Genomic DNA, 14,106 nt, shown 5'->3' on the forward strand with positions numbered 1-14,106 from the left:
TTATTCGGGAAGGCGGTGTTTCAGTCGACACATAAGTGGCGGATGTAACTGCCCCTTCGCGAATGAATTCGCTCCCACAGGGAATTGAGCTAGCAGGCCCTCAAAGAATCTCCTTCAGGTGTTTGCATTTCAAATCAAGGAATCAAAATAGTTGAGCCAGTGGTGCGTCGGCCCGACAGTTCGATCTGCGCTTTGCCCGCATCCTTGAGGGCGAATTGCTGGATGTTATCCACCTTGATCTTGCCGCTGGCGAGCATGTCGAACAGTTCGTCGGCCATGCTTTGCAGGTTCTGTGGCGTGTTGGCGTAGCTGCCGAGGGTTGGGCGCGTGACGTACAACGAACCTTTGCTCGCCAGAATTCCCAGGTTCACGCCTGCAACCGGCCCGGATGCATTTCCGAAACTGACCAACAGGCCGCGCGGGGCAACGCAATCCAGCGAAGTGGTCCAGGTGTCCTGCCCAACGCCGTCATAAACCACCGGGCATTTCTGGCCGTCGGTCAATTCCAGCACGCGTTTCGCCACATCGTCCTTGCTGTAATCGATCACTTCCCAGGCACCCAGCGCCTTGGCGTGAGCGGCTTTCTCGGCGGAACTGACAGTGCCGATCAGCTTCGCGCCCAGCGCCTTGGCCCATTGGCAGGCCAGGGAGCCTACGCCACCGGCTGCGGCGTGAAACAGGATTGTTTCACCCGGTTTAACGACGTAGGTCTGACGCAGTAAGTACTGCACGGTCAGGCCTTTGAGCATGATGGCGGCGGCCTGCTCAAAGCTGATCGCTTCCGGCAGATGCACCAGATTGGCTTCCGGCAAGGTATGCAGCTCGCTGTAGCTACCGAGCGGACCGGTGCCGTATGCCACGCGGTCGCCGACTTTGAAGCGGCTGACTTCGCTGCCCACGGCATCGACGATGCCCGCGCCTTCGTTACCCAGCCCCGACGGAAAGGACGGCACCGGGTACAGGCCGCTGCGGAAGTAGGTTTCGATGAAATTCAGGCCGATGGCCTTGTTGCGCACACGTACCTGTTGCGGGCCAGGCGGGGCCGGTTCGAAGTCCACATACTCAAGAACTTCCGGGCCACCGGTCGTGCTGAACTGGATACGCTTTGCCATTTGTTCTCTCCATGATCAATCGAAACAGGAATGTGAAAGCGCTCTATCGGACTCCTTCGTTTGCGCTTCGTCAACTGCGGTCGATTGCCAGCGGGTGTTATGCTACGCGCCAATTTCGCTGCCGCCCTTGAAGTCCGGGGGCCAGCCGTCTGAAGTCAGTTTAAGAGGTCGCCATGTCTTCTAGCCGCACTGAGGCCGTCAAAGCCTATCTGCTCGATCTGCAAGACCGGATCTGTACCGCTCTGGAACAGGAAGACGGTGATGCCCGTTTCTTTGAAGACGCCTGGACTCGCCCCGCAGGTGGCGGTGGGCGTACGCGGGTTGCCGAGAATGGCGCGATGATCGAGAAAGGCGGCGTCAACTTCTCTCATGTGTTCGGCACCAGCCTGCCGCCTTCTGCCAGTGCCCATCGGCCTGAGCTGGCCGGACGTGGTTTCGAGGCGCTGGGCGTGTCGCTGGTGATCCATCCGCACAACCCGCATGTGCCGACGTCTCACGCTAACGTACGGTTTTTCATCGCAGAAAAAGAAGGCGAGGAAGCGGTCTGGTGGTTCGGCGGTGGTTTCGATCTGACGCCTTACTACGGCGTCGAAGAAGACTGCGTGCATTGGCACCGGGTTGCCGAGCAAGCGTGTGCGCCGTTTGGTGCTGACGTCTATCCACGCTACAAGGCGTGGTGCGACAGTTACTTCCACCTCAAGCATCGCAACGAGCCACGCGGTGTTGGCGGCTTGTTCTTTGACGACCTGAACCAGTGGGATTTCGACACTAGCTTTGCCTTCATGCGCGCGATTGGCGATGCCTTTATCGACGCTTATCTGCCCATTGTGCGTCGTCGCAAAGCAGACGCTTATACCGCGCAGCAACGCGAGTTTCAGGAATTCCGTCGCGGGCGCTATGTGGAATTCAACCTCGTTTACGACCGCGGTACGCTGTTCGGTCTGCAATCGGGAGGCCGTACCGAGTCGATCCTCATGTCGCTGCCGCCGCAAGTGCGCTGGGGCTATGACTGGAAAGCGGTGCCAGGCAGCGAAGAAGCGCGCCTGACCGAGTATTTCCTGCAGGATCGGGATTGGTTGGCGTTGGGGTAAGACTTTGTAGCTATCTTAATTTGAAATGCATCTCCCTTGTGGGAGCTGGGCTTGCCCGCGATAAGACTGGACGGGGTTTACTTCAGATCGCGTCGCCCCTATCGCGGGCAAGCCCAGCTCCCACAGGGTTCAGTATTCACAAGCTCGGCTTTCAGGAAACCCAATGGATCACTACGCCGTCTTCGGCAACCCCATCGGTCATAGCAAGTCACCGCTTATCCATGGACTGTTCGCCGAGCAGACCGGTCAGCAGTTGGATTACCGCACGGCTCTCGCGCCGCTGGATGACTTCACGGCATTCGCGATGGCTTTCTTCAGCGAAGGCCGTGGAGCCAACGTGACGGTGCCGTTCAAGGAGCAGGCTTATCGCATGGTCGACAGTCTGACCGAACGCGCCCGGCGTGCAGGCGCGGTCAACACCTTGAGCAAGCTGGCTGACGGCACCCTGTTGGGCGATAACACGGATGGCGCGGGGCTGGTGCGGGATCTGACGGTTAACTGTGGCGTAAGCCTTCGCGGCAAACGCATATTGCTGCTCGGTGCAGGTGGCGCAGTGCGCGGTGCGCTTGAGCCCCTGTTGGCCGAGCGTCCGTCGGTATTGGTGATCGCTAATCGAACCGTAGAAAAAGCCGAGCTGCTCGCCCAGCAATTCGCTGATCTGGGGCCGGTGTTTGCCAGCGGCTTCGATTGGCTGGAAGAGTCCGTTGACGTGATCATCAACGCAACCTCCGCGAGCCTGGCCGGAGAGCTTCCGCCAATTTCCCCGAGCCTGATCGAGCCCGGTAAAACCTTCTGCTACGACATGATGTACGGCAGCGAGCCTACGGCGTTTTGTCGATGGGCCGCCGAGCACGGCGCAGCGCAATCCGTGGATGGCTTGGGCATGCTGGTTGAACAAGCGGCAGAAGCCTTTCTGCTATGGCGCGGCGTGCGACCGGACTCTGCGCCAGTGCTGGCCGAATTGCGCAGGCAACTCGGCGCTTAATCTTCGAACCGGATCGGGCATTTCTCCTCCCCTTCCAGCTTGCGCAATTCTTCGATCACCTGCGGCCTGGCCCGACGCAACGTCAGGGTTCGGCCGTGATCACGCAAGCGTCGCGCTTCCTGATGAAGCATCTCGACGCCGGAGTAATCGATGAAGTTGATGTGCTGCGCCTCAATGACCACGTGTTTGCCTTCAGTGCGCTGCAGTCTTGTCTGTAAATAGTGGCTGGCACCAAAAAAGATCGAGCCGCCCACACGCATGATGTCTTCGTCGCCGTCGCGCCACTGCTGCACGACTGGCTGTGAGGTGCGCTTGAGGTAGAAGAACAACGACGCCAGCACCCCTGCGTAAATCGCGGTTTGCAGTTCGAGTAGCAACGTCGCGACGCAGGTCAGGCCCATGACCAGAAACTCGGAGCGACTGACCCGGTACAAGGCACGAATACCCCGCCGGTCCACCAGCCCCCAACAAATCAGCAGAATTGAAGCCGCCATGGCCGGAATCGGAATGTGCGCGATCAACGATGCTCCGGCGACGGCAAACAGCGCCACCCATAACGCGGAAAATATGCCGGCCAAGGGTGATTTGGCGCCCGCTTCAAAACTCAGTGCCGAGCGCGTAAACGAACCCGCTGACAGAAACCCTGAGAACAGGCTGCCACCCATGTTCGACAGCCCTTGGGCGCGGACTTCCTGATTGGCGTCGATCAGTTGCTGGGAGCGGGTGGACAGCGAGCGGGAAATCGACAGGCTGTTAACCAGCCCGAGCATGCCCACCGCCACGGCGGAGGGCAGCAGTTTGAGGATCAGTTCCGGGTCCAGCGGCAGCGGGCTCAACGGCGGTAGATGGCCGACGAATGCGGAAACCACGCGCACATGGCCAAACATCGCAGGCCAGAGCCAGACCAGCAGACTGGAGGCGATCAGGGTGATCAACAAAGTTGGCCAGCGCGGTACCAGCAGCTTCAGCACTATGCCGAGCACCAGCGTCAGCAAACCCAGAATGAGTGACGGCGTGTCCAGCTCACCTCGATGTTCCAGCACTGCAACCAGGCTTTTCAGGGCTGTAGTCTGGCTGGGTAAATCAATACCGATCAGGTTGGGCATCTGCCCCAAGGCAATCACTACGGCAGCACCCAGGGTGAAGCCGAGCACTACCGAATGTGAGACGAAGTTCACCAGCGCGCCGAAACGCACCATACCGAGCAATAGCTGGAACAGCCCGGCAATGAACGTCAGCAATAGAATCAGGGTGATGTAATCCTGACTGGCGGGGACCGCCAGCGGGCTGATACTGGCGTAAAGCACGACTGAAATTGCCGCCGTTGGCCCGCAGATCAGATGCCAGGACGAACCCCACAAACAGGCGATCATGACCGGCACTATCGCCGCGTATAAACCGTACTCGGCAGGCAGGCCGGCGATCAGGGCGTAAGCGATGGATTGCGGCAAGGCCAGAATCGCCCCGCTCAACCCTACTATCGCATCACGACCCACGGTGGCACGAGTCTGTCGTGGGAGCCAGGCAAGAAACGGCAGGAATTTATGGCGATTTAGCCAACCCATGAAACGCTCTTCGAAGGATTGCGGAAGGGTAAGGGTGAAGGGTCGACCGCTGTGGTGCAACTGTTGGAGCGGGCGGGGATCCGACTGCCCGCGAAGCAGTCGGCGCGCAGAAACAGACATACCACATCATCGTTCATCGCGAGCAAGCTCAGCTCCCACAGGAGGATGCGATTTCATGTGGGAGCGAGGCTTGCCCGCGATGAGGGCGACTCGGTATGGCAGCCGACCGCATCATTGTTCATCGTCGGAGTGCCGCCCAGACCAAGCCCAGCCCCCACAGGTAATGCGCAGATCTCAGGATTTATTAAAGCTTCGCCTTCACCGCCGCCAGTGCATCTTTGTCATCGATGGTCTTCACGCCATCCAGCCATTTATCCAGCACGGCCGGGTTTGATTTGATCCAGGCTTTCGCCGCGGCAGCATTGGTGACTTTGTTGTTGGTCACGTCGGCCATGATGCTGTTTTCCATCTCCTGAGTGAACGTCAGGTTGGTCAGCAGCTTGCCTACATTCGGGCATGCTTCGGCGTAACCTTTACGGGTAAGGGTGTGCACGGTGCCGGTGTCGCCGAAGTATTTCTCGCCGCCTTTGAGGTAATGCAGGCCTTTGATCTGCACGTTCATCGGGTGCGGCGTCCAGCCGAGGAACACCACGAACTGGTCTTTTTTCACCCGGCGATTCACTTCCGCCAACATTGCTTGCTCACTGGACTCGACGAGCTTCCAGCTGCCCAGATCGAATTCGTTTTCCTTGATGATTTTCTGAATCGACAAGTTGGCGGGCGCGCCGGAGCCAATCCCGTAAACCTTCTTCTCGAACTTGTCGGCGAATTTGTTCAGGTCGGCAAAGTTATGCACACCCGCGTCCCAGACGTAATCCGGTACGGCCAGGGTGAATTCGGTGCCGTCCAGGTTCTTCGCCAACTGGGTGACATCCCCGGTTGCGACGAACTTGTCATAGAAACCCTGCTGCGCTGGCATCCAGTTGCCGAGGAAGACGTCCAGCTTGCCATCCTTGAGGCCGCCGTAGGCAATCGGCACCGCCAGGGTGTCGACCTTGGCCTTGTAGCCCATCCCGTCCAGCAGGAAGCCGGCAATGGCGTTGGTTGCAGCAATGTCGCTCCAGCCCGGATCGGCCATTCTGACCGTGCTGCAACTCTGCTCGGCAGCCTGTACCGCAAGGCTGCTCAACGCCATGACCCCAATCACGAGTGTTTTGGATAACGTCTTCATTAACTTCCCCTAGTTTTTTGATTTTTTGGCAGGGTCAAGGTTGTGGATAACGTGCCTTGCGCTCCAGATCGTCCAGATCAATATGGTTGCGCATGTACTGCTGACTGGCGTCTACCAGCGGCTGGTGATCCCAACTCTTCAGCTTGCCGAGTGCCAGAGATTCAGCGACAAAGCGCCTTCTGCGCTGGCTGGCGAGCACCTGGTGGTGTATCGCCGGTATATCCCACTTGGCTCGTGCTTCAGCCAGGAATTCAGTAAACAGTTGCTGGTGAGTGTCCGACTGGCTCAGCTCTTCCAGCTCCTGTGGATCGTTATGGACATCGAACAGCAGGCATGGGTCCTGCTCCGAATAAATGAATTTGTACGCGCCGCGCCGGATCATCATCAGCGGGCTGTTAGTGCCCTCGGCCATGTACTCGCCAAACACTTCGTCATGACCTCCCTCACCCAGAAGATGCGGCATCAGTGATTGACCGTCCAGTGGCAGGCCATCCACCAGTTCCCCTTCTGCCATGGCGACAAATGTTGGCAGCAAATCAGCTGTGGAAACTGCGGCACCAACACGTCCGGCCTTGTAATGACCTGGCGCATAAACCAGCAATGGCACTCTAGCCGCCATTTCAAACCAGTGCATTTTGTACCAGAGACCACGTTCGCCTAGCATGTCGCCATGATCGCCGGAGAACACAATGATGGTGTCGTCCGCCAGGCCGATGTCTTCCAGCGTCTGCATCAGCTTGCCGACGTTGCTGTCGATGTAGCTGCACGCGCCGAAATAAGCACGCCGTGCATCGCGGATTTTCTCCTCGGGTAACGGCTTGTCCCAGAGATCATAGACTTTCATCAGGCGTTGGGAGTGCGGATCCTGATCGGCCTGATCCGGCTGATGACGAGGCATCGGGATTTCGTCGTCGCTGTACAGATCCCAGAACGGTTTCGGGATGGTGTACGGATCGTGCGGATGAGTCATGGAAACCGTCAGGCAGAACGGTTGATCGCCGTCGTTGCGCACGTGATCGAACAGGTATTGCTGGGCTTTGAAGACCACTTCTTCATCGAAGTCCAGCTGGTTGGTGCGCACGCATGTGCCAGCCTGCAGCACCGACGCCATGTTGTGATACCAGGTCGGACGCACATCCGGCGCGTCCCAATTGACGGACCAGCCATAGTCGGCGGGGTAGATATCACTGGTCAGGCGCTCTTCGTAGCCATGCAACTGGTCAGGCCCGCAGAAGTGCATCTTGCCCGACAGCGCAGTCTTGTAGCCCAGGCGGCGCAGATAGTGCGCGTAAGTCGGGATGTCTGCCGGGAATTCCGCGGCATTGTCGTAAGCGCCGATCTTGCTGGGCAACTGCCCGCTGACCAGCGTGAAACGCGATGGCGCGCACAGTGGGCTGTTGCAGTAAGCGGCATCGAACACCACACCTTCAGCGGCGAGGCGGCTTAAGTGGGGCATCTTGATGGGAGATGAGGCGTAGAACGGCAACATCGGCGCGGCCATTTGATCGGCCATGATGAAAAGAATATTTTTGCGCTTCATGTATTTCGCGGCATCCCATAGTGAATATTTATGCGAAAGTGCTGCGATTGAGGATGGGACCCATGGGATTTAAGGTAAAGCCCATGCAAGGCAATGCCTAGGATAAGTACAGCTTATGTTTGAATCGCTCGGTGATATCTCGCTGGATCTGCTGCGGGCATTTGAGTCCGCAGCGCGCCTGCGCAGTTTTACAGCCGCAGCCATTGAGCTGGGCACCACTCAGCCAGCCGTGAGCCAGCAGATCAAACGCCTGGAAGAACAACTGGCCACCCGGTTGTTTGACCGGATCTACCGTGGCATCGAGCTGACGGATGCAGGCGACATTCTTTTCAGCCATGTGCAGACCGGCTTGCAGTCGATGGACGCAGGTTTGATCGCGATCACCCATCAGCATCAACACGAAGTGCTGCAGGTCGCCACCGACTTTGCTTTCGCCGCCTACTGGCTGATGCCTCGCCTGCATCGTTTTCACGAAGCTCATCCGGACGTGGACGTCAGCCTCGTCACCAGCGAGCGCAGTCATAGCATGCTGCGCGCCGATATTGACGTCGCCGTCCTGTTCGGAGATGGGCGTTTCAAGCAGGGCGAGAGCCGCTGGTTGTTCAGCGAGGAAGTCTTCCCGGTGTGCAGCCCGCAGTTACTGGCCGGACGAGAGCCGCCCTTGCCCACTGACGTCTTGCGTGAATTCCCGCTGCTGCATTTGCGAGGCGAAGGCAGCGCCAACTGGTTTGATTGGGGCGGCGTGTTTCGAGCCTTGAACATCCATCAGGCCCCTGCTCCCGGACAGCTGCGCTTCGACAACTACACCTTGCTGATTCAGGCAGCCATTGCGGGCCAGGGCGTCGCCATCGGCTGGCGTCATCTCGTGGACGCCCTGCTCGATCAAGGTTTGCTATGTCGCCCTGTGGATGCAACAGCAGTCTCCGCTTATGGCTATTACGTTGTGCTGCCGCAACGTAAACGGCGGGTGCAGATCGTTCAGCAGTTTGTGGATTGGCTGGCGAGTGAGCAGGCGCAGAGCGGGACTTCGTTGACGGGCAGGCCATTGCCGTCGATTGCGGTTTGAATAGAGATGTTTTCCTGCGGCAATACATAAATGGCAGACACCCCTTTCCGTAGGACTGGCTTTAGCCGGGAGAGGGTCAGCAAAGGCGCTGGATATTCTTCGTCAGAAATAACGTCCTCCCGGCTAAAGCCAGTCCTACAAATATCCATTGTTGCGAGAAAGAACGGCGTCAAAGATAGAAAATGCATAACTGTAGCCAAAGGAGCACTTACGCCCATGTCAGAGATTCAGGGTTATCACGCCCACGTTTACTTCGATGCTGACACTATCGAGCAGGCACGTGCCTTGTGTGAGGCGGCGGTCGAGAAGTTTGGCTTGGCGATGGGCAGGGTTCACGAGCGGCCGGTTGGTCCGCATACCGACTGGAGTTGTCAGTTGGGATTCGATCATCAGCAGTTTGCCGATGTGATGCTTTGGCTGGCGCTGAATCGCAATGGTCTGGTGGTGTTTACCCATCCGCTGACTGGCGATGAGCTGGCGGATCATACCGAGCATGCGATCTGGATGGGGGCGGTTCGGCCTTTGAATCTAGGGATGTTCAGGCGCTAATGCGAAATAAATCAGAACCTGTGGCTCTGACACCGCGCTGTCTTGCAGTAGACATTGGATCTGTAGGAGTGAGCTTGCTCGCGATGGCGTCAGTTCAGGCGATCAATTCGTCGGCCAAGAGACCCAATCGCGAGCAAGCTCACTCCTACAGTCAGGTTTTTTGTTAATTCAAAACACCATCCAGAATCGCGTAGACAATCCCGGTGCCCACGGCGATCAGTACCACGTCGCTCCCCAGACGGCGCCATTCGTAGCCATCGTAATGAGGCAGGTGTTGCAGCGAGCGCGAGTCCAGGCGTTTGCCGTAACCCGGTGGCAATGGGTGGCCTTTGACCACATGAATGTTCGGCGGCAGCGGCTGACCACGGCCGATCACGTCGCGGTGCTGCTGAATGGTATTACGCACGCTATCAAAATTCTCCGGTGGACGATTGCCGCCACGGCTATCCTGATGCGCTTGCTGTTGCGGACGGTTGTCATTGCCTGGGCCCGGGTTTTGACCCTGTCTGCCCTGCTCATGACCACCTTTGCTCTGCGGACCTGGACCTTGTTGCTGACCTTGACGGTTATCGTCAGGGCCGCCGCGCTGATCTTGTGGCGCTGCTTGCAACAGCGGACTGGCGCTGATCATCAAGATACCCAGCCCGGCAATCAAACGGTTCGGCAGTTTCATGTGTTGCTCCTGAAAAATTCAATGCAGCAAAAAGGGGTTCAAGGCATGAACCCTGAACCCCTTTGCCTGACTACTTAGTACAGGTGTTTGCGCTTTGATTCCTCTGTATCAGGAACTTTACCTTCAGCTCACACGAGCTTTACGTACGCCCTCAGCCAAGGCTGCACACAGGCTCAACACATCATCGACGCCCTGCTCTGGCGAGGCGGCATTGGCGATCTTGTCCACCAGTGCCGAACCCACAACTACACCGTCTGCGAGGCGAGCGATGGCTGCCGCCTGCTCCGGGGTGCGAATGCCAAAACCGACACAGATCGGCAGGCTGGTGTGGCGATGCAGACGCTCGATTGCGCCTTCAACGTGCTCCATCGTCGCCGAACCCGCACCGGTCACACCCGCAACCGAAACGTAGTAGACGAAGCCGGAACTGCGCTCAAGAACACGCGGCAGACGCGCATCGTCAGTGGTCGGCGTGGTCAAGCGGATGAAGTCGATGCCGGAAGCCTGAGCAGGCGTCGCCAGTTCGGCGTCATGCTCGGGTGGCAAGTCGACGATGATCAAGCCATCAACGCCCGCTTCGCTGGCAGCGGCGACGAATTTCTCAACACCATAACGATGGATCGGGTTGTAGTAACCCATCAGCACGATCGGCGTGGTTTGATCGTCGACGCGGAACTCGCTGACCATCTGCAGGGTTTTCAGCAGCGTCTGCCCGGCATCCAGAGCACGCAGGGTGGCAAGTTGAATTGCCACGCCATCGGCCATTGGGTCGGTGAACGGCATGCCCAGTTCGATGACATCGGCACCGGCTGCTGGCAGGCCCTTGAGCACTTTCAGCGAGGTGTCATAACCCGGATCGCCTGCGGTGACGAAGGTCACCAGTGCCGCGCGGCCTTCGGTTTTCAGCTGGGCGAAACGTTGTTCGAGGCGGCTCATACCAGCATCTCCTTATTCTGTTCGGCGGCGGCCATGTGGTTCATGACGGTTTGCATGTCTTTGTCACCGCGACCCGAGAGGCATACGACCATCAGGTGATCATCGCGCAGGTTGGTGGCGCGCTTCATGGCTTCGGCCAGGGCGTGAGCGGTTTCCAGTGCCGGGATGATGCCTTCCAGCAGGCAGCAATGGTGGAAGGCTTCCAGCGCTTCTTCGTCGGTGATGCTGACGTATTCGACGCGCTTCACTTCGTGCAGGTAAGCGTGCTCCGGGCCAATGCCAGGGTAGTCCAGACCGGCAGAGATCGAATGCGCGTCAGTGATCTGACCATCGTTATCCTGCAGCAAGTACGTGCGGTTACCGTGCAGTACGCCTGGTACACCACCGTTGAGGCTGGCGGCATGCTTGTCGGTCTCGACGCCATGACCACCGGCTTCGACACCGATGATTTCCACGCTGTTGTCATCCAGGAATGGATGGAACAGGCCCATGGCGTTGGAGCCGCCACCGACGCAAGCGATCAGGCTATCGGGCAGACGACCTTCTTTCTCTTGCATCTGAACCTTGGTTTCCTTGCCGATGACCGACTGGAAGTCACGAACCATCGCCGGATACGGGTGTGGGCCTGCCACGGTGCCGATCAGGTAGAAGGTGTCATCGACGTTGGTTACCCAGTCACGCAGAGCTTCGTTCATCGCGTCTTTCAGGGTGCCGGTACCGGAGGTGACCGGGACGATTTCAGCACCCAACAACTTCATGCGGAATACGTTGGCTTGCTGACGCTCGATATCGGTGGCGCCCATGTAGATCACACATGGCAGGCCAAAACGTGCAGCGACGGTGGCCGTCGCTACACCGTGCATGCCGGCGCCGGTTTCGGCGATCAGGCGCTTTTTGCCCATGCGCTTGGCCAGCAGGACCTGGCCGATGCAGTTATTGATCTTGTGCGCGCCGGTGTGATTCAGTTCTTCGCGCTTAAAGTAGATTTTTGCGCCGCCGCAGAACTCGGTCAGACGCTCAGCGAAGTACAGAGGGTTTGGACGACCGATGTAATCACGCTGGAAATAGGTCATTTGCTCGACAAATTCCGGGTCGGCTTTGGCAGCTTCGTACTCGCGATTCAGGTCGAGAACCAATGGCATCAAGGTTTCGGCAACGTAGCGGCCGCCGAATGAGCCGAACAAGCCGTTGGCGTCTGGGCCGCTGCTGAAGTTGGTCTGGGTCATGTGACCTCCAGGGTCGATAAGCGAATGAGTTAGCCGGATCGGCAATGGACACACTTTAACCAGCGCCAACCCATCTGAAAACCGATAAGATCGCCGCGACCTGTCAGGAAAACTCACAGATACCATGAGCCACGACCTTCCTCCACTAAATGCATTAAGAGCCTTCGAAGCCACGGCACGCTTGAACAGCGTCAGTCAGGCGGCTGAACAGCTGCACGTGACTCACGGTGCAGTGAGTCGGCAACTGAAGGTGCTTGAAGAGCACCTGGGTGTCGCCTTGTTCGTCAAGGAGGGGCGTGGCCTTAAACTCACAGATGCAGGCATTCGCCTTCGAGACGCCAGCGGCGATGCATTCGACCGCCTGCGCGCGGTGTGTGCCGAGCTCAGCCAGAGCATTGAAGACGCTCCCTTTGTATTGGGCTGTTCCGGAAGCTTGCTGGCGCGCTGGTTCATTCCTCGTCTGGGACGGCTGAATGCGGACTTGCCCGATCTGCGCCTGCACTTGTCAGCGGGTGAAGGGGATCTGGATCCCCGTCGTCCCGGGCTGGACGCGCTGCTGGTGTTCGCCGAGCCGCCATGGCCGGCGGACATGCAGGTTTTCGAGTTGGCGAGTGAGCGAATTGGCCCCGTGTTAAGCCCGCACTTTTCCCGTTATGCACAGTTGCAGCAGGCGTCGGTGGAAGAGTTGCTCAACGAAACCCTTCTGCAAACCACTTCACGGCCGCAAGCCTGGCCCAGTTGGGCGCAACAAAACGGCATCGACCCTAAGGCGCTGCAGTATGGGCAGGGTTTTGAGCATTTGTATTATTTGCTGGAGGCTGCCGTGGCTGGCCTGGGTGTTGCGATTGCGCCTGAGCCGTTGGTGGCAGATGACCTGCGGGCTGGTCGCCTGGTTGCGCCATGGGGTTTCAGCGAAACCCCGGCGCAACTGGCGCTCTGGGTTCCCAAACGTGCCGCTGACGGGCGCGCTCAATCATTAGCCAACTGGTTAAAAAATGAGCTGAAACGTTCGGGAAGGCCCTGAGCTGATTAGACTTTAATCAGTTGCCGCGTTTGAACAGCAGGTAGGCAGCCAGCAGGCCAACCGCGCCCACTGCAACACCGGCGGTAGTCCAAGGGTGCTCTTGCGCGTAGTCGCGAGTGGCAACGCTGGTTTCGCGGGTTTTGACTTTGACGTCTTCATACACATCGCTCAGCAGGCTGCGCGAGTGGCTGAGCGCGCTTTCAGCGTTGGCTTTCAAATTTTTGAGGGTCTTGCGCGACTCGTCCGACGCATCGGATTTCAAGCCTTCAAGTGATTTCAACAGACTTTCGATTTCCGCTTCCATGCTTTGAAGCGAGGCTTTACGTAGTGAAGTGCTAGCCATGATGTTTCTCCTGCGATGGTGAGTGGCGTGTGTTGTTTCCGACTACGGGCTTTTCAGAAAGTGCGTTTGGGTTTTTGTAAAATGCTGAACTTTTATGTCGCTTTTCCCCACAGAGGTAGGGAGCGTGCCCACTGCTGCGCTCGTAATGACCCTTAGGAGAACTGCCATGACTGATCATCACACTTACAAGAAGGTTGAGCTGGTTGGCTCGTCTACCACCACCATCGAAGACGCGATCAACAACGCGTTGGCCGAGGCCAGCAAGAGCATCAATCATCTGGAATGGTTCGAAGTGACTGAGACCCGTGGTCATATTGAAGGCGGCAAGGTTGCGCACTTCCAGGTCACCCTGAAAGTAGGCTTTCGGATTGCCAACAGCTGATCATTGCTGAACTTTCGCACTGGCTGATTGCCATATCCTCCGCTACACAGATAGAGCCCGCTGTTGCGAACAATCGTCGGCGTGGTTAATTCTTTCAGGTCGTTTGCCCCGTAAATGACCTGATTTGGCCTGACGAAGGAGTTTGACCAATGAAGAAGTTTCTATTGGCGGTAGGTTTGCTGAGCATTGCCGGGACCACCCTGGCGGCTGGCAAGCCGTGCGAAGAGTTGAAAGCTGAAATTGACGCAAAGCTGCAGGCTAAAGGCGCTTCGTCCTACACGCTTGAAGTCGTCGACAAAGGCAGCGTGACCGACAAGAAAGTTGTCGGCAGCTGTGAAGGCGGCGCCAAGGAAATCGTGTATCAGCGCGGCTGATCAGATTGC

General features: G+C 57.9%; 15 protein-coding genes. 7 read left to right on the plus strand and 8 right to left on the minus strand.

Annotated elements, in window-relative coordinates; translation table 11 throughout:
* Positions 1 to 134: 134 nt before the first annotated feature.
* Positions 135 to 1,112, minus strand: coding sequence for an NADPH:quinone reductase (locus K3169_RS00100; protein WP_263269414.1), 978 nt, complete (start codon positions 1,110 to 1,112; stop codon positions 135 to 137).
* Between the two features lie 173 nt (positions 1,113 to 1,285).
* Here K3169_RS00100 and hemF point away from each other — a divergent pair, with 173 nt between their 5' ends.
* Together hemF and aroE are read left to right on the plus strand one after the other, a co-directional pair.
* Positions 1,286 to 2,203, plus strand: a complete 918-nt coding sequence (hemF, locus tag K3169_RS00105; protein WP_099270209.1) for an oxygen-dependent coproporphyrinogen oxidase — start codon at positions 1,286 to 1,288, stop codon at positions 2,201 to 2,203.
* A gap of 163 nt (positions 2,204 to 2,366) precedes the next feature.
* Entirely contained in the window at positions 2,367 to 3,188 is an 822-nt protein-coding gene (gene aroE, locus K3169_RS00110; protein ID WP_231674863.1) for a shikimate dehydrogenase, read from the plus strand.
* Here the strand turns inward: aroE and K3169_RS00115 are convergent.
* From K3169_RS00115 to betC, 3 genes are all read right to left on the minus strand, one after another.
* On the minus strand, positions 3,185 to 4,753 hold the full coding sequence (locus K3169_RS00115) for a SulP family inorganic anion transporter (protein ID WP_263269415.1): 1,569 nt from the start codon (positions 4,751 to 4,753) through the stop codon (positions 3,185 to 3,187). The two genes, aroE and K3169_RS00115, sit on opposite strands and share 4 nt — an antisense overlap.
* A gap of 304 nt (positions 4,754 to 5,057) precedes the next feature.
* Entirely contained in the window at positions 5,058 to 5,984 is a 927-nt protein-coding gene (choX, locus tag K3169_RS00120) for a choline ABC transporter substrate-binding protein (RefSeq protein ID WP_231674861.1), read from the minus strand.
* 34 nt (positions 5,985 to 6,018) lie between these two features.
* A complete protein-coding gene (gene betC / locus K3169_RS00125; RefSeq protein WP_263269417.1) occupies positions 6,019 to 7,524 on the minus strand; it encodes a choline-sulfatase in 1,506 nt (501 codons plus the stop codon).
* Between the two features lie 115 nt (positions 7,525 to 7,639).
* On the opposite strand from betC, the gene K3169_RS00130 reads away from it, so the two are divergent.
* Together K3169_RS00130 and K3169_RS00135 are read left to right on the plus strand one after the other, a co-directional pair.
* Positions 7,640 to 8,590, plus strand: a complete 951-nt coding sequence (locus tag K3169_RS00130) for a choline sulfate utilization transcriptional regulator (RefSeq protein ID WP_099270213.1) — start codon at positions 7,640 to 7,642, stop codon at positions 8,588 to 8,590.
* Positions 8,591 to 8,806: 216 nt separating this feature from the next.
* The gene (locus tag K3169_RS00135; protein ID WP_122708552.1) at positions 8,807 to 9,139 is read left to right on the plus strand and encodes a DOPA 4,5-dioxygenase family protein; all 333 of its coding nucleotides are present in this window, start codon (positions 8,807 to 8,809) and stop codon (positions 9,137 to 9,139) included.
* A 163-nt stretch (positions 9,140 to 9,302) separates the two neighbouring features.
* On the opposite strand, the gene K3169_RS00140 is transcribed toward K3169_RS00135, so the two are convergent.
* From K3169_RS00140 to trpB, 3 genes are all read right to left on the minus strand, one after another.
* On the minus strand, positions 9,303 to 9,812 hold the full coding sequence (locus K3169_RS00140; protein ID WP_263269419.1) for an RcnB family protein: 510 nt from the start codon (positions 9,810 to 9,812) through the stop codon (positions 9,303 to 9,305).
* Positions 9,813 to 9,935: 123 nt separating this feature from the next.
* Complete coding sequence (gene trpA, locus K3169_RS00145; protein ID WP_027901552.1) at positions 9,936 to 10,748, minus strand: tryptophan synthase subunit alpha; 813 nt, start codon at positions 10,746 to 10,748, stop codon at positions 9,936 to 9,938.
* The gene (gene trpB, locus K3169_RS00150; RefSeq protein ID WP_027901551.1) at positions 10,745 to 11,974 is read right to left on the minus strand and encodes a tryptophan synthase subunit beta; all 1,230 of its coding nucleotides are present in this window, start codon (positions 11,972 to 11,974) and stop codon (positions 10,745 to 10,747) included. Before trpB ends, trpA begins: the two co-directional genes overlap by 4 nt.
* Before the next feature lie 124 nt (positions 11,975 to 12,098).
* Here trpB and K3169_RS00155 point away from each other — a divergent pair, with 124 nt between their 5' ends.
* On the plus strand, positions 12,099 to 12,998 hold the full coding sequence (locus tag K3169_RS00155; protein ID WP_263269422.1) for a LysR family transcriptional regulator: 900 nt from the start codon (positions 12,099 to 12,101) through the stop codon (positions 12,996 to 12,998).
* A gap of 16 nt (positions 12,999 to 13,014) precedes the next feature.
* Here the strand turns inward: K3169_RS00155 and K3169_RS00160 are convergent, their stop codons facing one another.
* Positions 13,015 to 13,341 (minus strand): YqjD family protein, encoded by a 327-nt coding sequence (locus K3169_RS00160; protein WP_027901549.1) that lies wholly within the window; start codon positions 13,339 to 13,341, stop codon positions 13,015 to 13,017.
* 166 nt (positions 13,342 to 13,507) lie between these two features.
* Here K3169_RS00160 and K3169_RS00165 point away from each other — a divergent pair, with 166 nt between their 5' ends.
* Both K3169_RS00165 and K3169_RS00170 read left to right on the plus strand, forming a co-directional pair.
* Positions 13,508 to 13,723: a dodecin gene (locus tag K3169_RS00165; protein WP_263269424.1), complete on the plus strand. Its 216-nt coding sequence runs from the start codon at positions 13,508 to 13,510 to the stop codon at positions 13,721 to 13,723.
* 149 nt (positions 13,724 to 13,872) lie between these two features.
* Complete coding sequence (locus tag K3169_RS00170) at positions 13,873 to 14,097, plus strand: DUF1161 domain-containing protein (protein ID WP_027901547.1); 225 nt, start codon at positions 13,873 to 13,875, stop codon at positions 14,095 to 14,097.
* Positions 14,098 to 14,106: the final 9 nt, after the last annotated feature.

The organism is Pseudomonas phytophila (assembly GCF_025643095.1).
GTDB classification, from domain to species: Bacteria; Pseudomonadota; Gammaproteobacteria; order Pseudomonadales; family Pseudomonadaceae; genus Aquipseudomonas; species Aquipseudomonas quasicaspiana.